The organism is Bradyrhizobium sp. 155 (assembly GCF_023101105.1).
Lineage (GTDB): Bacteria > Pseudomonadota > Alphaproteobacteria > Rhizobiales > Xanthobacteraceae > Bradyrhizobium > Bradyrhizobium canariense_D.
The window spans coordinates 2,998,948-3,017,765 of the sequence record NZ_CP064704.1 but is presented as its reverse complement, the minus strand read 5'-3'; the positions used below and the strand labels follow the sequence as shown (position 1 = coordinate 3,017,765).

Genomic DNA, 18,818 nt, shown 5'->3' with positions numbered 1-18,818 from the left:
ATCGAGGTCAACGCTCGATTGCCAGCTGTGCGGGCGCAGCCCGTTCAGCGCGGATCCAGGCGACTGTCAACTCCCAGACGACAGACAGAATGATCGGTCCGATGAAGAGGCCGATGATTCCGTGGAAGAGAGTTCCGCCGATCACCCCGATCAGGATGACCAGCGCTGGCGTGGTCAGGCCGCGCCCCATGACGAGCGGCTTCAGGATATTGTCGAGCACCGACACGATCACGAGAAACACCGTCAGTAGGAGCGCGATCGGGAATTCCTTGTCGGTCCATATCCAGATGATGACCGGCAGGATGACGATGGTCCCGCCGATCTGCACGATCGACAGCAACAGCACCACGAAAGCAAGAAGGCCCGCGCTGGCGATGCCGGCGAGCTTGAAACCTATTCCCGCCAGCAAGGCTTGGATGATGGCAACGCCGATCACGCCTTGAGCCACCGCACGGATCGTGGCTCCTGCCAGGTCCAGAAAATGCTCGCTTTGGTCCGGCACGATGCGGGACAGAAAGCTGCGCCCTGCGGCCACGAGCTGAGGTCCATACGGAAACAGCACGCCGGCCACCGCCACCGACAGCAGAAACTTGACCGTTCCCACACCAGCATTGCCGGCAAACCCAAGCAAGGTGGACGCGAATGGCTTCAAATAGGGCACGACCGCGCGCAAGAGCGACCGGAGGTTGGTCGTCGCCTGATCCCAGAGATCGAAGAGCTGAGGCCCGATGACTGGCCACTCTTTGAGCGACTGCGGCGGCGAAGGCACATGCAATTCACCGGCCGTCACCTGGGCGGCAAGATCGGTGATCCCGTCGACCGCGCCCATGCCCAGCCAGGTCGCCGGTCCGATCACCACAGCCAGGTTCACGAGCGTGAGGATCGTCGCCGCAAGCTCGGCCGTCCGCCGAGAATGTCGCTGAGGCGCCGAAACGCCGGGTTCAGCGCAGCAGCAAGCACGACACTCCAGGCCAAAATGGGGATGAATGGACGGACCAGGAGGAGCGCCCAGACGAGCAGCAGCCCCAGCAATCCGAGTCGGATCAGAAGCTGGATGATCTCGTCTCCGGAGAATATCTGACGGAGTGTTTTCACGGACGCGCCTTCAGCCATGCCGCGCATGCTGAGGCGAACTAGCCCCTGCTCTCACGCCGCACGCTTGATCCAGATCAAGCGTCGAGCCTCTTCTAGGGCTGAGGTCCAGACAGAGTCAGCTCGCGCTCGGCCCGAAATATGTTGCCGTAGAGACTCGCTATCCATTGCCGGCCTCGGGACGTCACGTTGAGATGACGTATCGCCGGCTGGATCTGGGGAGCTACGTTACTCCAATAGAATGGCGGATATTTGTAAACGATGTCCGCTGGCGTCGCGTAGCCCAAGGTCCTGTTGAGGCCGATCTCCTCGAATTCGTAGAACAGCGCGTTGGACTTCTTCAGGTAGTTGGATCGCCGAGCTGACCGATGAGATCGGCGGCCCGCAACAGCAATCCTTCCTCCTCGATCAGGCTATCATTGGAAGACATCGTGTAAGGAAACCGAGTGTATTCGATCGCCCGAGCAACCCGGCCGCTCGACGGAATCCAACCGCTCCAGCACGAACAGTTTTGAGCGATCGACATTCTATGGCGCGAGAGCCGCATCGGACGATTCTCGCGGCAGACGAACCGTTTTGCCGGTAACGTCCGCAACGCGCAGGCTTCCACTACGGCTCCAAAAACAGGAGGCCAAAAATGAAGCCATCCATCGCATTAGCAGTTGCATTGATGACGGTCGGGTTCGTCTTCACGAGTTCTGGGAGCGCCAACGCCGTCGCATACTGCCAATACGTGGACTATCCCGCGCATTGCGTTGCAAGACCGGGCGTCGTCCTGGGGGTGCGTCCTGTCGCGCGCGCTGGCGCACGAGAAGCAGTGCGGCCCGGCACACCGACCAATCGCGGCGGTCCGGTCGATCGCGTTGGCAGGCGCCGAGGATAGGACGCGCCAAAGCGCAAAAATGAGGGCCGGCGTCGCTGCCGGCCTCCTGAAGACATCAGACCAGGAAAGTTCAGTACCTCGCGACGACCGGATTGCTGCCCCAGCCAAACCGGTAGTTGAAGCGCACGGTGAGCATATCCACGTCCTGGGTGATCCGATCGTTCACGAAAGCAGCAAGTCGCGGATCAGCGACCGTAAACGAATTATTCCGGTGCCCCATGAACAGATGGTCGTATTCGAGACCCACCGACCAGTTCGGCGTGAAGCCATACTCGAATCCGACACCGATGACACCACCCCAGCGGGTTGCGCTTTGCGCCGCGAGCTCGGCGCCGGTCGCAGTATCAAGTACGCTGAGGCGATTGTCTGTCACCGCAGCGCCGCCTTTCACGTAGAGCAGTGACGCATTCCAGGCGTAGCCGATCTGGCCGGTGAAGAGGCCGATAGCGCTGGTTTTGGCGCGCGTGGAGAGCGTTGGATCGAACAGGCTGACGCGCTGATTGCTGAGATCCGCCCAATCGCCCTGAGCTTCCAGACCAAACACCCACTGGCTGGCCTGCCAGCGATAACCAAGCTGGCCACCGATAACACCACCGGAACGATCGCGGCAGCCGGAAGCGACGGCGACGCCGGCCGCGTCAAGGAAATCGACGCAGCTGTGGTTCTGCGCCCAGCCACCATTGCCGCCGATGTAGAGCCCCGTCCAATTGTAGATCGGAATGATCGGTGCCGGGGGCGGCGCCTTCACGGCCATATCGGCAGCCATGGCGGGTCCCATGGCCAGCGTCACCACGCCAATGGTTGTCAGCAGAAGTCTTTTCATCATGCTCTCCTTGCCGGCCGCTTTTTGATTGCTCGAACGGTGGCTTGTTGCACTGCGATCATCCCCCAACTTCCAGCTGAAACTCTACGGGCGAGGGCACAAACTCCACGTGCCATAATGGCAACACTCAAGACATTTCGAACGTGACATCGGCATGAAGCACCAAGACATGCTGCCTATTTCTCCGGTTCGCGCTTGTCATCGTGGCCGCCAACCTCGCCGCCTCGGTCTTGCTCTATCCAGGACGGAATGTCGCTCGAGGGAATCAGCCGTCGTGGCAAAAAGGGATTGAGCGTGCCTGCAAACACGATCAATCCCTCATTGAATTTCTCTCGCGCGAAAGCCCGCGCCTCGGCTTCGCTCTCGAATGTGCGTGTCTCCCGTGGACTTCGCCGCTTCGGCAAGGTCCCACGCTTGTGCACCTCGAATGTGACGTAGCAGGTCTGCGGCATCCGCCAGCTTCCGGATCGCGATCAAGCAGACTTCTGCCGGCGAGCGATGATCGGTGAGAGCATGTTGACGTCCTAGTTGCGCCGCTCTTCACGGCGCTCCGTGCGCCCTGAACGCCTTTCCTGGCGGCGTTCAGTCCGGCCCGTGCGCCGTTCCTGACGTCGCTCGTGGCGGGCTCCCCGCCTCTCCTGGCGTCGCTCCATGCCGATCGTCTGCGCCGGCGCTTCTGTTCCTAACAGCACCGTGCCGGGTGCCGCCAATCCGAGTACAGCGGCCCATCCGGGCAATGAAAGAGCCCCGCGACGATCTAACCGTTCAAACCTTGACGTTTCACTCATGTCAGTTACTCCCGATCTTGAAGGACATTTGATTGGGCAATCCCTCGACGTGCACTCGTTGATAGTATCGATGGCAGGCGCCCCACGCCGAAGATGCGACGATCGGAGACGCTCACCAAACCTGGTTGCCAAACCAGCCGTACTGCGGCGGCCGCGCGACGAGGCGGATATTTTTTTCGATGTGCCTCCGCGCACTTTTGTTTTGACGCTGCGGCTTCACATCAGCTTTTGTCGACGGACGCGCCGGCGGTCGTTCGGCATCGGCTGCTCCTAGCTGAGCGAAGGCCTCGCGAGCGCGCCTCTGTGAGAGGTCGGCGCCCGGCAGGGCACCAGGCTCGACCTTGGCGATGTCGGTTGCGACGATCGTCGGCAGGCTAGTGTCGAGAACGACCCGCTCGGGCAATTTCCAATCGGAATGGATGCGGATGGTCGCGGAGCGCGCAGCTCCACCGTGGATGGCAGGCCGATCCTGCACCAGGGCGTCCACAACGAAGAGCATCGCGAGCAACGCACCGCCGACATAGACCAGATATCGCGAGATGGGCATTGTCGGCGCCATTGCCGCCGCAGACCTTCGTCTGGCAAGCAACGGGCCACGGCGGCAGGATTGGTGAAGAAATGCGACCTGCATGGGCATGGCTGCCTAAATCGAGCCGCCGTTGCTTCCGCCGCGGCGCGCCCCTGGTGAAGCACTTGCTGATGCATCGGTGGCGCTTCACTGGTAAGCGCACGCACGCTGCAGCAGGCTAATGTTCACCGCGTTCGAATGCGGCGTCGCTTGAGCCAGATCAACAAACTGAATTTTCGCAACACCGCCTCGCGTAGTATCGCGCGGCTTGGTCAGTGGCTGTGACATGCCCCTTGGTACAATGACCGGAAGGTCAATTGCAGAGACGTGGCACGCAACGCAGAGTTCTCACCGCGTACATCGAGCTTCTGGCAGGGAGGGACGATGATGAGTCAATTCGAGCTGAGTTCGCGCGCAGCACTTTGTCGGCAGCTCGCAAGCGAGGATGCGGCAAACCGCACCGTCTGGATGGCTGAGGCAAGAAGCTGGTCGCTTATGGCGGCAGAGGCGCTTCGTGATGAGCGCGGATCGGACGAGGGTGTCGTCGCCAGATTCTTCTTTGCGTTCAGCAAATTGGTCGCTGCGCAACAGGATCCTACGAACCGATCGGCAGAGCTGATGAAGAGCAGATCCCGAACCGCGATGCCGTCTCCGAGCTCGTCCCCGACTGCCTGAAGCATTCTGGCGAAAAGCACTCGCACAATTGCATACTTGGCTCCAGTGCAGAGAGAGCCGGCGCTGCCACCGTGACAGCGAGCTTTCCGATGGTGGGCCGCACTTGTCGGGCTGGAGTGCTATCCTCCAGATTCGCATTATTTGATCCGAACTGATCCTGCGAATTCGAAGGAGAAGCAGATTCGATTTGTTTGATTCCCTTGATCTAACGCAAATCGCCGCCCTGTTGTGGCGTTGGTGTTGTGGCGTTGAAGTTCATTTTTTGAGAACGTCCATGAAGTCGATAAGCGCAAGGAAGATTGCCGTCGCCGCGCTCGTATGCGGCACGACGCTGTTCATTGGCTTGACCGACCGAAGCGGGATCTCGCTGCGACTCGACAACGCCCAAGCGGCCGCCCGATTGTACGTCACTCCTTATTATCGCGGTCACTACTACACGAATGACGGTTTGCCCTGGTACGCGGTGCGAGCTTATTACTTCGGCGGGCCGTGGAGCTACGGCTATAGCGGCTGGCCGACTATGCGGCGCGCAACGGCACCGGATGCGTCCCAGGCTCGTTGGTGAAGGGCGGTGATGGCATCATGTATGTGTGCCAATAGAGCTTGATGATGGCGCGATGGGCGGCGCTCATTGAGCCGCCGCCTCTCGCGCCAATCTGCGCTCAGGAGATCGACGCCTAGGGGGAGGATACCATGACCTATGTTCTGGTCGTCATCAGCTGGCTTGGCGTCGCGAATGGCGCCGTCATATCGACACAAGAGTTTTCAAGCGCAGAGCGTTGCGAGGTAGCCCGGATGGCGTTGATGGAATACGCGAAAGCGCGCAGCAGCGACGAGACGCTGAGACCGCTCTGCGTGCAGAAGTAAAGAGTCGGAGAAGCTCGCTCCCGCCCCCATTCTGCTGGAAGCGTCTTCGCGTGTCGCCCGCGCTTACCAGCTGCACCGTTTTCTTGCGATTCCTTGACCTTGATCAATGGTCCGAGCAGCGAACCATGAGCGATCCAAATTCACTCTCACAGGACGGAGACCATCATGAAGCATGGCATGCTCACAAAATTATCACTCGCAGGTGCCGTGATCGCCCTCGGAGTGTCCGGCTCAATCGACTGGTCGGCCGACGAAGGCCTGTCGCTCTCGCTAGGCCGGGCAGAAGCACGGGTCGGACGCCCCTTGACACCCGTGTCAGTGGCCGGCGTTGCACGGCGCACCACCAGGCGTGCGGTCGTAGGCGGCGCGGCAGTTGGTGCGGCTGCGGTGGGCACCGCGTGTGTCCGCGTTCTGGTTAACGGCAGCTACGTCTGCCGCTAACATCTCTTGCTGGCAGTATGTACACCGCATCCTGCAGGATGAGTTCTTGCAGGATGTGCTGTTCAGGTCGAGCTTCAGATAGCTGGCGCATGGGCGGCGAGGACGCAAAATGCGATTGGCATTGGCGTGGTCATCGGCACGGTAGATTGGATGTTTCATCTCTACCGTCAAACGTGGTCCCCAGAAGACAGCTAAGCGACTTCAGCCTTTGAGCCCCGGTCAGTGCCGGGTTCATGAGACTGGCATCAAAATGATCGGTGAGTACATCTTGCAAGATGGCCGACGACTGGGGACGCGCCGGGTCGCAAGTATTGACACCGCTTTCGTCGATCAGCTCTTCGAAAGCTCTTCAAAGAAGCCAAGGGGAAGGCATGTTACCCGCTGCTAATGGCAGAGCTCGGTGCGATCAAGGAGCTGCGTCCGACAGGAGGTCTGATGTTGCGACGTGATGGGAGCAGTCTACCCTGGTTTGGCAAGGGCGAGACGCTGACTCAAGTCCAACGCATCACGAAGAAAATTATCTTGGCTGCAGGTTTACGGCCCGAGCTAACTTTTACCTCTTTCGGCCGCCACGGCGGCACGACCGAAGCAAGCACATCCGGGCTAACGGAAACGCAGCTAATGAAGAAGGGTCAGTGGTCGTCGACGGCAGCTATGGCGCACTATCTGCACGACGACGATCAGGCAAAGCAAGATGCGCAAATGAAACGCATCAAGCGCCGTGCAAAACAAGCGAAAGGAACGTTTGTCAGAATGAGAATGCGCGGCTTGTCAGAATGGAAAGGCCTTTAACGCGCTAAGTTATTGAAATAATTGGAGCGGGTGAAGGGAATCGAACCCTCGTATTCAGCTTGGAAGGCTGCTGCTCTACCATTGAGCTACACCCGCGACAGGGGCTCCCTAACACGGCCGGGCGGCGGTCTCAACTGCCCAGGATCAACTGCCCAGATGGGGCTTCCAGCGCTTTCCCGGCCTTGCGAACAGCCGCTGGTTCCTCCGGACCCGCCTCCCCTTAACAATGGCGGAATTGCCGCCTATATTGAAATCTTCCGCAACCAACGAAAGGAGGTGATCCAGTGTCTTTTACCAAGCGCTGTCACCTCGCTGGGATCGCCCGCTAAGCCTTGAATAGAGGCTTGGCATCGGGGCGCTCTCAGCCCTGGACCAGCGAGCAAGAAATCGGGCGCGACGGGGGCCTTCCCCCGCCGCGCCTTTTTCGTTGGCATCGCGCGCCGGCTGCTCAGGCGAGCGGCTCGCCGGCGAGCACCTCGCGGATCCTCGATGACAGGTCCGCCTTCCGGTACGGCTTCCTCAGCAACGCAACGCCGGGATCGAGATGACCGTCGAGGGCGTTGTCGGTATAGCCGGACGTATAGAGCACCCTCATCCCCGGGCGGAGGCGGCGCACGGCCTCGGCCAGTTCCTGCCCGTTCATGCCGCCGGGCATGATGATGTCGGTGAACAGCAGATCGAATTGGGCGCCCTGCTGAACCAGCGCAAGCGCGGTTGCGCCGTCGCCGGCTGCGAGGGTGCGATAGCCGAGGCTGCCGAGCTGGGCGATGACATAGCCCTGCACCAGCGGATCGTCCTCGACGACGAGAATCGTCTCGTGCCCGCGTGCCGCCGCGGGCGCCTGCAGCGACCCGGCCCTCGCCTGCGCTCCGCCCGCAGATCGCGGCAGAAACAGCCGAATCACGGTGCCGCGGCCTTCCTCACTCTCGATCGCAACGCTGCCGCCGCTCTGCTTGGCGAAGCCGTAGACCATGCTGAGGCCGAGCCCGGTGCCGCGACCGACCCCTTTGGTGGTAAAGAACGGCTCGAACACGCGGTCGCGGATGTCGGCGGGGATGCCATGGCCGGTGTCCGCCACCGCGACCATGATGAAGGCGCCGCGCGTGGCGTCGCCGTCACCGGCACCATCCGCGCCATCGAATTCGCGGTTCGCGGTCTCGAGCGTCAGCGTGCCGCCGCCAGGCATCGCATCCCGCGCATTGACGGCGAGATTGATGATCGCCGACGACAGCTGCGACGGATCGGCCATCGCCGGCCAGGCGTCGTCCGCGAGGCGGGTCACGATTTCGACGTTTCCGCCCAGGATCGGCTTCAACAGCTTCGCCGTCTCGAGCACGAGGCCGTTGACGTCGATCTCGCGCGGTTCCAGCGGCTGGCGACGCGCAAAGGTCAAGAGCTGCGAGGTGATCTCCGCGCCTCGCGCCGCCGCATCGTCGATGAGCTGGGCGATCGCGGCGAGGTCGGGCTTGTCCGCCAGTCCCTCCCGGATGATCTCGATGGTGCCGGTGATGACAGTGAGCACGTTGTTGAAGTCATGCGCGACGCCACCGGTGAGCTGACCGATCGCATCCATCTTCTGCGACTGGCGAAGCCGCTCCTCCGTCTCGTGCTGCTCGGTCAGATCAGTAGCCGAACCACGATACCCCATGAAGCGTCCGTCGGCGCTGAACACCGGCTGGCCGTTAACGCTGAAATGGTGCGCGCGGCCAGCCGCATCGCGGCCGCGATACTCGAACTTCCGGAACGGCTCGTGGCGATCCAGCGTGGCCCAGTGACTGCGCCATTTCTGCGGCTCGGCATCGTGGTCGAAGGCGGCGTCTGAACGGCGCCTGCCGATCAGCGCCTTGGGGTCCATGCCGAAAGCACCGGCCCGATCTGAAATATAGGTGAACACGTGATCCGGGCCGGTCTCCCAGAACCAGTCGGATGCGGTCTCGGCATAATCACGAAAGCGCTGCTCGCTCGCGCGGGCGTTCTCCTCGGCGCGCTGCCGTATCTTCAGGTCACGCTCGAGATTCCCATTGGCCTCGCGCAGCTCGCCATAGGCATGTTCGAGGTTGGCGCACATGGCGTTGAAAGCAACGACGACCTTGTCCAGCTCGTCGGCATCGTCAGGCGACCGGCGCTCCAGGCGCAGCGGCGGCGGCGGCCGTCCGAGGCTGTACTTGCCGACGTACTCGGCGATGGCGACGAGATGCCGGGTCACCAGCAGATGAAACATGTAGATGATGAACAACGAGACGAGGAACGTCTTTGCCGCCTGGCTTGCCAGAATGACCAGGGCCCTGTTCAGCAATTGCTGATAGACGTCGGTCAGCGTCGCCTCGACCCGGAGCGTGCCGATGGCGCGCGAGGTCCCCTGCACCATCGTGCTCAGCGGAAAGTCCCGGGTCATGATCGAACGGGTGTTTCGCTCGCCGACCTCGACACGGATCGGATTGGGCCGATCGGCGATCTCGCGGACCTCCGCCGCACGGATGTCAGGCAGCCGCAGAATGCCATCGAGCTGGAGCTTGAGCTGGTTCTGGTCGAGATTCCACAGGCTCTCTCCGAGGCTGCCCGTAGTGCTGCGGCCGATCTCGTCGAGCCGCGTCTCAATCAGTCCGACCTCACGATTGTAATCCAGATAGAGCTGGAGCGCGGTCAGGGTCAGCGTCACGACCGATGAGAACAGCAGCACGGCGGCAAGCAGCCGAGGCCCGACGCCGCTGCGCGACCAGTTGAAGATCCGCGACAGGAGCGCCGCGAACATCGGAGGCGCGAGCGGGGCGCCGATGCCGGTCAAATCCTGCTTCGCAGCCGCCGGCGCAATGGCGCGGCCACGCTTGATATCATCGTCACCTGCGTCGCCCATGCACCATGTCCTCGAAAATGGCGGCACCTGCTCAGCTTACAGATCGCAGCCGCGAGCAGGTGAACGGTTGAGGCGCTGCCTCAGCACGCGATACACGTGGCGATCTTGTCGGCCGATGATCCTGTTGGCCCTTGGGCGGCTTGAGCTCGACGGGGTCATATCTTGCGCCCAGCAGCAGGCTTCCCAGGCAAACTACCACCTCGCGTGCTAGAATGACATCGGTGAAAGTCCGGAGCCGCCATACAGCGGGAACGCGCTCTCAACGTTGCGGACCGGCGCAGCCGCCATCTCCGGTAGATCGCGGCACCGGAATCCGATGGTAGCAGGGCACGCCCAAGAGGCATGGCCAGGGAGATGCGTCATGAGGCGGATAGTCGTGGTCTGCCTGTTGCTGCTCGCGGCAGGCCCGTCGCAGGCGCAAGAGGTCATCAGGCTGGCGCGCATCGCCGATATCCCCGATCAATATGTCGGCGGCGAGATGCTCCGCGCGGTCTATGCCCGGCTGAACATCAAGCTCGAATTCGAGGATGTCCCCGGCAAGCGCGCGCTCGCGCTGTCGAGCACCGGCGAGGTCGACGGCGAGGTCCAGCGGATTGGAACGCTCTCTCGCGACTATCCGACGCTGATCCAGGTGACACCTGCGATCAATTACATCGAGCCTACTGTCTTCACCACGAAACTGCAGTTCGACGTCGCCGGCTGGAATTCAATTAGGGACTACAGCATCGGCATCGTACGCGGCGTCGGCTCGTCGGAAGCCGGTACGCGCGGCATGACCCGGGTCACGGCGACGACAAGCCTCGACAACATGGTCAAGATGCTCGACGCCGACCGCATCGACGTGATGGTCACCGACTTCTTCAGCGGGTTGGCTGCGGTGAGGAAGCTCAATCTCCAGGCCAGGATCCATCCGCTCTCACCACCCCTCGAGCGCATCAGCATCTACCACCATCTGCATGAACGGCATCGCGATCTCGTGCCGAAGGTCGGAAGGATTATCGAGCAGATGGAGGCGAGCGGCGAAATCGCCCGGTTGCGGGAAACCCTGATCAAGCAGGTGCTGAGCGGGATGTGACACGCGGTCAGGTCGTGCGAGTCCGCTCCCGCACCGCAACCGCCGCGATCAACAGCCCGACGCACCAGGCCATGGCCGCCCGCGGCGGCTCGCTGCCGAGAAGCACGGTGAAGATGCCCGCGAGCAGGCATGGCGCCATCGCCTTGCCGGACCTGCTCGCGAGCGAGAGCAGGAACGGCATCGCGGCGATCGATATCTGCACGACGTTCATGGTCGCAGGCTGTTTCGCAAGCATTGGGCCTAGAAGCCGCAAACGTTCATTGCGCGCGGGCGCTTGCCGCGCCGGCTTTCAACGATGCGCTCGCCGCCGCTCTCGGCCGAGCTGCCGTAATAGCGATGGTGGCTGCTCTGGTCGTGCAGATCCGCAAGCTCCGACTTTCCCGTCCGACGCGCGTCGCAGATGATCTTGATGGTCGACATGGCCGCCTCCGAAGTGCTCTTGGTGGCAATCAGTCGCGCCGATTTCGCGCGGCGTTCACACCTTTCGGCCGCAATCGGGTTTCGGGAAGGTTTCGTCGCCGCACCCCGCGGCGCAATATTTTCCGCAGCCCCATTGTCGGCTGCGACGGTGGTGATACGTCCTTTGGACGCGCGCAGCGAAATCAACGAGGTGACGATGCTTTACGCCATCCTGGCCTATCATGTGGAAGACGAGATCTTGTCCTGGACGCCCGAGAAGGACGCCGCGGTCGTGGCAAAGGTCATCGAGGTTCAGGCTCCCCTCCGGGCAAGCGGGCATTTTGGCCCGGCCGCCCGCCTGGATGAGACCCGAAAGGCCCGTACCTTGCGCGGCCCCGGCGCGGGCGTCGTGCTGGACGGCCCATTTGCCGAGACCAAGGAGCAGCTTCTGGGCTTCCACCTCGTCGAGTACGACACGGAAGAGGCGGCGATCGCGGCGGCGCGGACGCTGCGCCAGGTCAATCCCTCAGCGGTCTACGAAATCCGCCCGGTCAAGCTTTACGTGCCGGCCGACGGGTTCGGCGCGACGCCCTCCGGCGAATGAACGGCAGGCCTAATTGTCCGTCCCGGTGGGCCCGACATAGAAGCGCTGGATCAGCAGCCCGCCGAAGGCGATGAACCACACGAACGGCGCGACTTGCGGCGCGAACGCCGCAACGACCGTGCCCGGGATGAACACCAGCAGCGGAAACAGCGAGGCCATGATCTCGTGGCGCCAGCCACCCAGGATCCTCCACCACAGCCAGGCATTGAGGCCGGCGATTGCAGTCAGGTGCAGGCCGTAGAGCACGGCGACCGCACTGCTCGTGGCGTAGTTGGTGTAGAGGCCGTTGGTCACCGGCAGCAGCACGATCGACAGCAGGAAGAACAAATTGAGGATCACCGCGCCGCGGCTGCCGACGGGCTGGCGCGCCAGCCGCCGGTGATGGCTGATCCAGAACACGCCGGCGATGATGAAGCTGAGCGCAAGACCCGCGAGCTTGCCGGAATAGACCCGGGCGAGATCGTTCCAGTCGGGCGCGCTGGTGAAGACCGCGGCCCTGGGCAGGTCGTAGGCGAGCAGCGTCATGGCGACGCCAAAGATGGTGTTGCTGAGCGATTCCAGCCGTCGCATCTCGAACTGGTCGGATTTGAGCTCGGTCATGCCGGGTGGCGCTTTTCGGAATGGAACCTTGGGCCGTCTTGTCCCTAGGTCTTAACATCGGTCCCGTCCAGACGCATTGCGATTCGCAGCGGGATCGCCGACTCTGGCTGTTTCACCGGGGCGATTCGTGGCGACATATCTGGACACGCTCAATGCGGAGCAACGCCGCGCCGTGGAGCATGGCGTGGCCGATGGTGCGACCGTGGGCGCGCCCCTGCTCGTCATCGCCGGTGCGGGCTCCGGCAAGACCAACACGCTGGCCCACCGCGTCGCGCATTTGATCGTCGCGGGCAGCGATCCGCGCCGTATCCTCTTGATGACGTTCTCGCGCCGCGCCGCGGCCGAGATGGCCGGCCGGGTCGAGCGCATCGCCCGAAAAGTGCTCGGCGAGAACAATGCCGCGATCATGCGCGACGCGCTCAGCTGGGCCGGCACGTTCCACGGCATTGGCGCACGGTTGCTGCGCGAATATGCCGAGCGGATCGGCGTCGATCCTGCCTTCACCATCCACGACCGCGAGGATTCCGCCGACCTGATGAATCTGGTCCGGCACGAGCGCGGATTGTCGAAGACGGAGAGCCGCTTTCCCGCCAAAGGCACCTGCCTGTCGATCTACTCGCGCTGCGTCAATGCCGAGATGGAGATTGAGAAGGTGTTGGGGGCGCACTATCCCTGGTGCGCAGGCTGGGCGGCCGAGCTGAAGGGCCTGTTCGCGGCCTATGTCGAGGCCAAGCAGGCCCAGCACGTGCTGGATTACGACGACCTGCTGCTCTACTGGTCGCAGATGATGAGCGATGCGCTGATCGCGGAAGAAATCGGCGGCCGCTTCGATCACGTCTTGGTCGACGAATATCAGGACACCAACCGCCTGCAATCCTCGGTCCTGCTGGCGCTGAAGCCGGACGGACGCGGCCTCACCGTCGTCGGTGACGACGCGCAGTCGATCTATTCGTTCCGCGCCGCCACGGTCCGCAACATTCTGGATTTTCCGCAGAGCTTCTCGCCCCGCGCCGAGATGATCACGCTCGACCGCAATTACCGCTCGACGCAACCCGTGCTGGCGGCGGCGAACGGCGTCATCGGCCTGGCGCGCGAGCGCTTCACAAAAAACCTCTGGACCGACCGCAGCTCCGCGCAAAAGCCGCAGCTCGTCACCGTGCACGATGAGACCGACCAGGCCCGTTACATCGTCGAGGAAGTGCTGGCCAACCGCGAGCAAGGCGCGCTCCTGAAGCACCAGGCAGTGCTGTTCCGGACCTCCTCGCATTCGGGCCCGCTGGAGATCGAGCTGACCCGCCGCAACATCCCGTTCGTCAAGTTCGGCGGGCTGAAATTTCTCGATGCCGCGCATGTCAAGGACGTGCTCGCGCTGCTGCGCTTCACCGAAAATCCGCGCGACCGCGTCGCGGGATTTCGCATCCTGCATCTCTTGCCGGGCATCGGACCCGCGACGGCGCAGCGCGTGCTCGATCAAATGGCGGAGAGCTCCGATCCGCTCGCCGCGCTCGGCCAGCTCCCGGTGCCGCCGCGCACCGGCGCGGACTGGACCGACTTCGTCCGCACCATCGAAAATCTGCGCTATTCGGAATGGCCGGCCGATCTCGAACGCGTGCGGCTCTGGTACGAACCGCATCTCGATCGCCTCCACGAGGATTCGGAGACGCGACGCGCCGACCTGATGCAGCTCGAGCAGATCGCGAGTGGCTATGCCTCGCGCGAGAAATTCCTGACCGAGCTCACGCTCGACCCGCCGGATGCGGCCAGCGACAAATCCGGGCCGCCCTTGCGCGACGAGGACTATCTGATCCTCTCCACCATCCACTCCGCCAAGGGCCAGGAGTGGAAATCGGTATTCGTGCTCAATGTCGTCGACGGCTGCATGCCGTCGGATCTCGGCGCCGGCACCAGCGCCGAGCTCGAGGAGGAACGCCGCCTGCTCTATGTCGCGATGACGCGCGCCAAGGACGATCTGCACCTCGTGGTGCCGCAGCGCTTCTTCACCCATGGCCAGCAAGCCAAGGGCGACCGCCACGTCTACGCCTCGCGCACCCGCTTCATCCCGGAGCCGCTGGTCTATCTGTTCGAGCGCACCGCCTGGCCGAAGGCTGGGGCAGGCGCGGCCCGCACGGCGGCGCAAGGGCCGAAGGTCGACATCGGGGCGCGGATGCGCGGAATGTGGCGGTAAGACACAAGAGGCTGGTGTCGAGACGTGTCAGCATAACTGGACAACAGAGGTCCGACATGAAAGCCGTCGTCGTCGAGCAATACGCGTCGATCGATCAAATCGCCCTGAAGGACGTTCCGTCTCCACGCATCGGGCCCGGCCAGCTGCGCGTCCGGGTAGAGGCTGCAGGAATCGGATTTGTGGACGGCTTGAAGATGGAGGGGCGCTATCAGACCAAGGATCCCCTGCCCTTCATTCCCGGAACCGAATTCGCAGGCATCGTGGACGAAGCCCCCGGCGCACCAGGCGGCTATCAACCCGGGATGCGCGTAATGGGGATGACGCGCTCGGGCGCGCTTGCCGAAGAGATCGTCGTCACCCCCGAAGCGCTCTATCCCCTGCCGGACGGCGTCGCCGCCGAGGTCGCCGCTTCGTTTCGTGCCAATTACCTGACCGCCCTCTATGCGCTGAGTGCGCGCGCGTCGCTCGGCGCAGGCGAACAGCTTCTGGTGCTGGGCGCAGCGGGCGGCACGGGAATCGCGGCCGTCCAGATTGGCAGGCAGCTCGGCGCCCGTGTGATCGCAGCGGCATCGACACCAGACAAGCGCGCGTTCGCGCGACAGCACGGCGCCGACGCCGTGGTGGACTACACGCAGACCAACTGGCGCGACACGCTGAAGGAATTGACCGAAGGACACGGCGCCGACGTGATCTTCGACCCCGTCGGCGGCGAGATCTCGGTACAGGCCTTTCGCTCCATCGCCTGGCGCGGCCGTCATCTCGTGGTCGGTTTTGCCGCCGGCGCGATCCCTGCATTGCCATTCAACCTGCCACTGCTGAAGGGCGGCGCCCTGCTCGGCGTCGACCTCGCGCAGCTTCCAATCCGCGAGCCCGAGGTGCAGAAGCGCCTGATGTCGGAGCTGACGGCCTGGTTGGTCGACGGCCAGCTGAAGCCTGTGGTCGGTCGCATCTTCGCGCTGGATGACTTCCGGGAAGCGTTCAGGACGATGCAGACGCGCGGGGCGCTTGGCAAGATGGTCGTGCGCATCTCGAAATAGGATTAGCTACGCGCCCCCAGCCGGTCGAACTGGACCTTGCCTGCCTTCATCACCATCGGGATGTGCTCGCCCTGGCCGAGCAGGCAGGCCACGTCGCGGAGCGGATTGCCATCGACCACGAGCAGGTCCGCAATGGCTTCGGGCATGATGCGGCCGAGCTTGCCCTCCATGCCGAGCACCTCGGCGCCGACCAATGTCGCGCTGGCGATGACGGCGCGGGGACCGAGAATCTCGGCACGGATGCGGAACTCGTCGCTCTGCAGACGCTGCGACGGTCCGAGCAGGTCGCTGCCGAACCCCATCTTCACGCCGGCGTCGCGGTAGATCGTGAGCGAACGCAGGCCCGCGTCGCGGACATCGGCGATCTTGGCAACGCTTTCGGGCGGCAGGCCATATTGGGCACCCTCGTTAGCCAGCGCCTCGTAGGTGACGAGCGTCGGCACCACATAGGCGCCCTTCTCGGCCATCAGCTGCGCGGTCGGAGCATCGACCAAATTGCCGTGCTCGATGGTGCGCACCCCGCAGCGCACCGCGCGTTCGATCGCGGCAGCGGTGTAAGCGTGGGCGAGCACATAGGTCTGACGCCCGCGCGCCTCTTCGACGATGGCGCGGATCTCGTCCTCGGAGTAGCCGAAGGCGCCGACCGGATCGGTCGGTGAAGCAACGCCGCCGGAAGCCATGATCTTGATCTGGTCGGCGCCCATCTGCAGTTCCTCGCGCGCCGCCCTGCGCACGCCGTCGACACCATCGGCAACGCGCGCCAGCGCGCCGACACGCACGCAGCAGGGGCACGGTGCGTCGCTGGCAAGATAATCCGAGCGGGCCCGCATGTCGCCGTGGCCGCCGGTCTGGCTGAGCGCACGTCCCGAGACGAACAGCCGCGGACCGTCGGTGAGACCGGTCTCGATCGCCTGCTTCAGCGCATGGCCGGCGCCGCCGGCGTCGCGCACGGTGGTGAAGCCCCGCCGCAGCATGCCGCGCAGCAGCAGCGTTGAGCGCAGCGTCACCAGCACGTTCGGCATGTGCACCTGCTGCGCCAGATTGAGTTCGACGGCGATCGCATGCACATGCAGGTCGATCAGGCCGGGCATCAGCGTCTTGCCCTTCAGATCGACGGTGCGGTCGGTTTCCACTTGGAGCGGCCGATCGGAGACCTCCTTGATCAGACCGTCCTCGACCAGCACGTGATGTCCCTCCAGGAGGTCCGGCTGAAGCGGATCGAGCAGAGCGGCGTTCTTGAAGAGCACACGGGACATGACGACCTCCTGTCTTATCAGGACTGGATGAGCAGCGCGGGCAAGGCGAGCTGGGCGAATGGAAGACACGCGGCGCTATCGTCCTCGACGTACCAGCCTGCCTCATGGAGCAGATTGAGCGAGCCGAGTGTGCGCCCGCGCCAGCGCACGGGCATGTTGAGCACGCTTTCGCAGCCGAGCGAAGCGATCAGCTCGTGATCGGAGAACACCTCGCGCAGATCGTCCCGGGTGCGGCCGATATAGGCCTCGCCGCGGTCGAGCACGGCCTCGGTCCACGGCCCCGGCGCCAGGCGTTTGCGGCCGCCCGCGGGGTAAGGTCCGGGCAGATTGGAATACACCCGCGCGGCTTCCCTCGTGTCGTCGTCATAGGTCAGGATCGTGAACAGCTTGTGCCCGATCGCCGACTTCAGGGCGCCGTCCAGCGCCGAGTACAGGGCATCCGGCTGATTCGCCCTGCCCTGCGCGGCCGCCACCGCGCAGAGCAGCGGATCGGATCGGTGTTTCGTATCCCTCATGCGACTTCGCCTGCCGCGATCTCTTCCAGCGAACGGCCGCGTGTCGGCACGCCCATCAGCACCACGGTGAGCGCGCCTAACAGCAGCACGCTCGTGGTGAGGCCGAACACGCCGGCGAAGCCGAAATTGGGATAGAGATAGCCGACCAGGATCGGCGAGACGATCGCACCGATGCGGCCGATCGCGGAGGCGAGCCCGGCGCCGGTGGTTCTGACGGCCGTCGGAAATACCTCGGCGGTATAGGCATAGACCCCCGCATAGGTGCCGTTCATGAAGAAGGACAGCAAGATTCCGGCGACCATGATGTGCTGATCGCTCTGCGCGAATGCAAGTCCAAGCGCGCTGGCGCCGCCGAGCACCATGTAGGAGGCAATCGTCGCCTGCCGGCCGATGCGCTCGTTGAAGTACGCAGCGCTGAAATAGCCGGGAATTTGCGCGCAATAGATCGCGATCGAATAGGCGAAGCTCTTGGTGATGCTCATGCCGTTCTGGACCAGAAGGCCGGGGATCCAGACGAAGAAGGAATAGTAGCTGAACGTGATCGTAAGCCACATGATCCAGGTCATGATGGTGATGCGCGCCTGGCGGCCGGCGAGGAGCGCGGCGAAATTGGCAAGCAGCGTACCACCAGTCACGGCAGGCGCCGTGATTTCGACGACCGGTTGCGGCAGGACATGGCCTTGGCTCGCAAATCCGGCCTCGATCCTGTCCAGCACGGCTGCGGCTTCCTTCTCCCGGCCCCGGCTTTCCAGCCAGCGCGGCGATTCCGGCAGCGCCCTGCGCCACCACAGCAGCATGACGACCGGCACCGCGGTGATCACCAGTACGATGCGCCAGCCGTTCTCAGAGGCGGGCACGATGAAATAGCCGAGCAAGGCCGCCGCGACGAAACCGAAGGAGAAGAATCCGGCCAGCGCGCCGGTAAAGCTGCCGCGGTAACGCCGTGCGACGAATTCCGCCAGATAGGGCGCAATGATCGCGCTCTCCGCGCCGGTGCCCATGCCCGCGAAGACGCGGGCGGCGAAGAAGGACGACCAGTCGTTCACCGCAGCGCTGACGATGGATGCGACGCAATAGAGTGCCAGCGCCGACATCATCACCGCGCGACGGCCGATCAGGTCACCCAGCGTGCCCGCCAGCAGCGCGCCGAACAGGAAGCCGATATAGGTGCTGCTGCCGAGCACGCCGATCTGGACGCTCGACAGATTCCAGGTCGTGCGCAGCACCGGCAGGATGAACGCCAGCACGGCTGCGTCCATCGCGTCGAACATGTAGCCGAGCCCGCCCATCAGCAGCAGATGCCCGTGGAAGCGTGCGAATGGAAGGCGCTCGATGCGCGCCGAGATCATCGACATGAAAGTCCC

General features: G+C 63.5%; 18 protein-coding genes, 1 tRNA gene and 2 pseudogenes. 8 read left to right on the top strand and 13 right to left on the bottom strand.

What is annotated here, in order from left to right; all coding sequences use genetic code 11:
* Nucleotides 1-7: 7 nt before the first annotated feature.
* The 5 genes and pseudogenes from IVA93_RS14660 to IVA93_RS14635 form a co-directional block, all read right to left on the bottom strand.
* A pseudogene (locus tag IVA93_RS14660) lies at nt 8-1,122 on the bottom strand (AI-2E family transporter).
* A gap of 65 nt (nt 1,123-1,187) precedes the next feature.
* Nucleotides 1,188-1,688, bottom strand: a pseudogene (locus tag IVA93_RS14655) (metal-dependent phosphohydrolase); the annotation flags it as partial.
* A 357-nt stretch (nt 1,689-2,045) separates the two neighbouring features.
* Nucleotides 2,046-2,801 carry an outer membrane protein gene (locus IVA93_RS14645; RefSeq protein WP_247364656.1) on the bottom strand — a complete coding sequence of 252 codons (756 nt, stop codon included), beginning with the start codon at nt 2,799-2,801 and terminating at the stop codon, nt 2,046-2,048.
* A gap of 173 nt (nt 2,802-2,974) precedes the next feature.
* Nucleotides 2,975-3,250, bottom strand: a complete 276-nt coding sequence (locus tag IVA93_RS14640; protein ID WP_247362258.1) for a hypothetical protein — start codon at nt 3,248-3,250, stop codon at nt 2,975-2,977.
* Nucleotides 3,251-3,698: 448 nt separating this feature from the next.
* Complete coding sequence (locus IVA93_RS14635) at nt 3,699-4,133, bottom strand: hypothetical protein (protein ID WP_247371725.1); 435 nt, start codon at nt 4,131-4,133, stop codon at nt 3,699-3,701.
* A gap of 970 nt (nt 4,134-5,103) precedes the next feature.
* On the opposite strand from IVA93_RS14635, the gene IVA93_RS14630 reads away from it, so the two are divergent.
* The 4 genes from IVA93_RS14630 (at nt 5,104) to IVA93_RS14615 (ending at nt 6,929) form a co-directional block, all read left to right on the top strand.
* The gene (locus tag IVA93_RS14630) at nt 5,104-5,394 is read left to right on the top strand and encodes a hypothetical protein (protein WP_247368043.1); all 291 of its coding nucleotides are present in this window, start codon (nt 5,104-5,106) and stop codon (nt 5,392-5,394) included.
* A 128-nt stretch (nt 5,395-5,522) separates the two neighbouring features.
* On the top strand, nt 5,523-5,696 hold the full coding sequence (locus IVA93_RS14625) for a hypothetical protein (RefSeq protein ID WP_162847287.1): 174 nt from the start codon (nt 5,523-5,525) through the stop codon (nt 5,694-5,696).
* Nucleotides 5,697-5,861: 165 nt separating this feature from the next.
* On the top strand, nt 5,862-6,137 hold the full coding sequence (locus tag IVA93_RS14620; protein WP_247368041.1) for a hypothetical protein: 276 nt from the start codon (nt 5,862-5,864) through the stop codon (nt 6,135-6,137).
* Between the two features lie 435 nt (nt 6,138-6,572).
* Nucleotides 6,573-6,929: a site-specific integrase gene (locus IVA93_RS14615; protein WP_247368039.1), complete on the top strand. Its 357-nt coding sequence runs from the start codon at nt 6,573-6,575 to the stop codon at nt 6,927-6,929.
* A gap of 22 nt (nt 6,930-6,951) precedes the next feature.
* Here IVA93_RS14615 and IVA93_RS14610 read toward each other — a convergent pair.
* Together IVA93_RS14610 and IVA93_RS14605 are read right to left on the bottom strand one after the other, a co-directional pair.
* Nucleotides 6,952-7,025, bottom strand: a tRNA-Gly gene (locus IVA93_RS14610).
* Between the two features lie 352 nt (nt 7,026-7,377).
* Nucleotides 7,378-9,783, bottom strand: coding sequence for an ATP-binding protein (locus IVA93_RS14605; protein WP_247335762.1), 2,406 nt, complete (start codon nt 9,781-9,783; stop codon nt 7,378-7,380).
* Nucleotides 9,784-10,144: 361 nt separating this feature from the next.
* Here IVA93_RS14605 and IVA93_RS14600 point away from each other — a divergent pair, with 361 nt between their 5' ends.
* Nucleotides 10,145-10,858, top strand: coding sequence for a substrate-binding periplasmic protein (locus tag IVA93_RS14600; protein WP_247335757.1), 714 nt, complete (start codon nt 10,145-10,147; stop codon nt 10,856-10,858).
* 7 nt (nt 10,859-10,865) lie between these two features.
* Here IVA93_RS14600 and IVA93_RS14595 read toward each other — a convergent pair whose 3' ends face one another.
* Nucleotides 10,866-11,069: a hypothetical protein gene (locus tag IVA93_RS14595; protein ID WP_247336202.1), complete on the bottom strand. Its 204-nt coding sequence runs from the start codon at nt 11,067-11,069 to the stop codon at nt 10,866-10,868.
* A 29-nt stretch (nt 11,070-11,098) separates the two neighbouring features.
* A complete protein-coding gene (locus tag IVA93_RS14590) occupies nt 11,099-11,278 on the bottom strand; it encodes a hypothetical protein (protein ID WP_247368037.1) in 180 nt (59 codons plus the stop codon).
* A 196-nt stretch (nt 11,279-11,474) separates the two neighbouring features.
* Here IVA93_RS14590 and IVA93_RS14585 point away from each other — a divergent pair, with 196 nt between their 5' ends.
* Nucleotides 11,475-11,861, top strand: a complete 387-nt coding sequence (locus IVA93_RS14585) for a YciI family protein (RefSeq protein ID WP_247336197.1) — start codon at nt 11,475-11,477, stop codon at nt 11,859-11,861.
* 9 nt (nt 11,862-11,870) lie between these two features.
* On the opposite strand, the gene IVA93_RS14580 is transcribed toward IVA93_RS14585, so the two are convergent.
* On the bottom strand, nt 11,871-12,461 hold the full coding sequence (locus tag IVA93_RS14580) for a TMEM175 family protein (protein WP_085351217.1): 591 nt from the start codon (nt 12,459-12,461) through the stop codon (nt 11,871-11,873).
* A 127-nt stretch (nt 12,462-12,588) separates the two neighbouring features.
* Between IVA93_RS14580 and IVA93_RS14575 the strand changes: the two genes are divergently transcribed.
* Together IVA93_RS14575 and IVA93_RS14570 are read left to right on the top strand one after the other, a co-directional pair.
* Nucleotides 12,589-14,646 carry an ATP-dependent helicase gene (locus IVA93_RS14575; RefSeq protein ID WP_247403993.1) on the top strand — a complete coding sequence of 686 codons (2,058 nt, stop codon included), beginning with the start codon at nt 12,589-12,591 and terminating at the stop codon, nt 14,644-14,646.
* Nucleotides 14,647-14,702: 56 nt separating this feature from the next.
* A complete protein-coding gene (locus IVA93_RS14570; RefSeq protein WP_085361854.1) occupies nt 14,703-15,683 on the top strand; it encodes an NADPH:quinone oxidoreductase family protein in 981 nt (326 codons plus the stop codon).
* A 2-nt stretch (nt 15,684-15,685) separates the two neighbouring features.
* Here the strand turns inward: IVA93_RS14570 and IVA93_RS14565 are convergent, their stop codons facing one another.
* Genes IVA93_RS14565 through IVA93_RS14555 form a run of 3 tightly spaced genes read right to left on the bottom strand, consistent with a single transcriptional unit; the run spans nt 15,686 to nt 18,809 of the window.
* Nucleotides 15,686-16,939 carry a metal-dependent hydrolase family protein gene (locus IVA93_RS14565; protein WP_247335740.1) on the bottom strand — a complete coding sequence of 418 codons (1,254 nt, stop codon included), beginning with the start codon at nt 16,937-16,939 and terminating at the stop codon, nt 15,686-15,688.
* A 17-nt stretch (nt 16,940-16,956) separates the two neighbouring features.
* Nucleotides 16,957-17,454, bottom strand: a complete 498-nt coding sequence (locus IVA93_RS14560) for a GAF domain-containing protein (protein WP_247335739.1) — start codon at nt 17,452-17,454, stop codon at nt 16,957-16,959.
* A complete protein-coding gene (locus IVA93_RS14555) occupies nt 17,451-18,809 on the bottom strand; it encodes an MFS transporter (protein ID WP_247789835.1) in 1,359 nt (452 codons plus the stop codon). Before IVA93_RS14555 ends, IVA93_RS14560 begins: the two co-directional genes overlap by 4 nt.
* Nucleotides 18,810-18,818: the final 9 nt, after the last annotated feature.

Bases quoted from the DNA above. Each gene is read 5' to 3' on its own strand.
- IVA93_RS14645 (WP_247364656.1), bottom strand. From the start codon at position 2,801: ATGATGAAAAGACTTCTGCTGACAACCATTGGCGTGGTGACGCTGGCC.
- IVA93_RS14600 (WP_247335757.1), top strand. From the start codon at position 10,145: ATGAGGCGGATAGTCGTGGTCTGCCTGTTGCTGCTCGCGGCAGGCCCG.
- IVA93_RS14595 (WP_247336202.1), bottom strand. From the start codon at position 11,069: ATGAACGTCGTGCAGATATCGATCGCCGCGATGCCGTTCCTGCTCTCG.
- IVA93_RS14585 (WP_247336197.1), top strand. From the start codon at position 11,475: ATGCTTTACGCCATCCTGGCCTATCATGTGGAAGACGAGATCTTGTCC.
- IVA93_RS14625 (WP_162847287.1), top strand. From the start codon at position 5,523: ATGACCTATGTTCTGGTCGTCATCAGCTGGCTTGGCGTCGCGAATGGC.
- IVA93_RS14635 (WP_247371725.1), bottom strand. From the start codon at position 4,133: ATGCCCATCTCGCGATATCTGGTCTATGTCGGCGGTGCGTTGCTCGCG.
- IVA93_RS14630 (WP_247368043.1), top strand. From the start codon at position 5,104: ATGAAGTCGATAAGCGCAAGGAAGATTGCCGTCGCCGCGCTCGTATGC.
- IVA93_RS14555 (WP_247789835.1), bottom strand. From the start codon at position 18,809: ATGTCGATGATCTCGGCGCGCATCGAGCGCCTTCCATTCGCACGCTTC.
- IVA93_RS14640 (WP_247362258.1), bottom strand. From the start codon at position 3,250: ATGCCGCAGACCTGCTACGTCACATTCGAGGTGCACAAGCGTGGGACC.
- IVA93_RS14605 (WP_247335762.1), bottom strand. From the start codon at position 9,783: ATGGGCGACGCAGGTGACGATGATATCAAGCGTGGCCGCGCCATTGCG.
- IVA93_RS14570 (WP_085361854.1), top strand. From the start codon at position 14,703: ATGAAAGCCGTCGTCGTCGAGCAATACGCGTCGATCGATCAAATCGCC.
- IVA93_RS14615 (WP_247368039.1), top strand. From the start codon at position 6,573: ATGTTGCGACGTGATGGGAGCAGTCTACCCTGGTTTGGCAAGGGCGAG.
- IVA93_RS14560 (WP_247335739.1), bottom strand. From the start codon at position 17,454: ATGAGGGATACGAAACACCGATCCGATCCGCTGCTCTGCGCGGTGGCG.
- IVA93_RS14590 (WP_247368037.1), bottom strand. From the start codon at position 11,278: ATGTCGACCATCAAGATCATCTGCGACGCGCGTCGGACGGGAAAGTCG.
- IVA93_RS14620 (WP_247368041.1), top strand. From the start codon at position 5,862: ATGAAGCATGGCATGCTCACAAAATTATCACTCGCAGGTGCCGTGATC.
- IVA93_RS14565 (WP_247335740.1), bottom strand. From the start codon at position 16,939: ATGTCCCGTGTGCTCTTCAAGAACGCCGCTCTGCTCGATCCGCTTCAG.
- IVA93_RS14580 (WP_085351217.1), bottom strand. From the start codon at position 12,461: ATGACCGAGCTCAAATCCGACCAGTTCGAGATGCGACGGCTGGAATCG.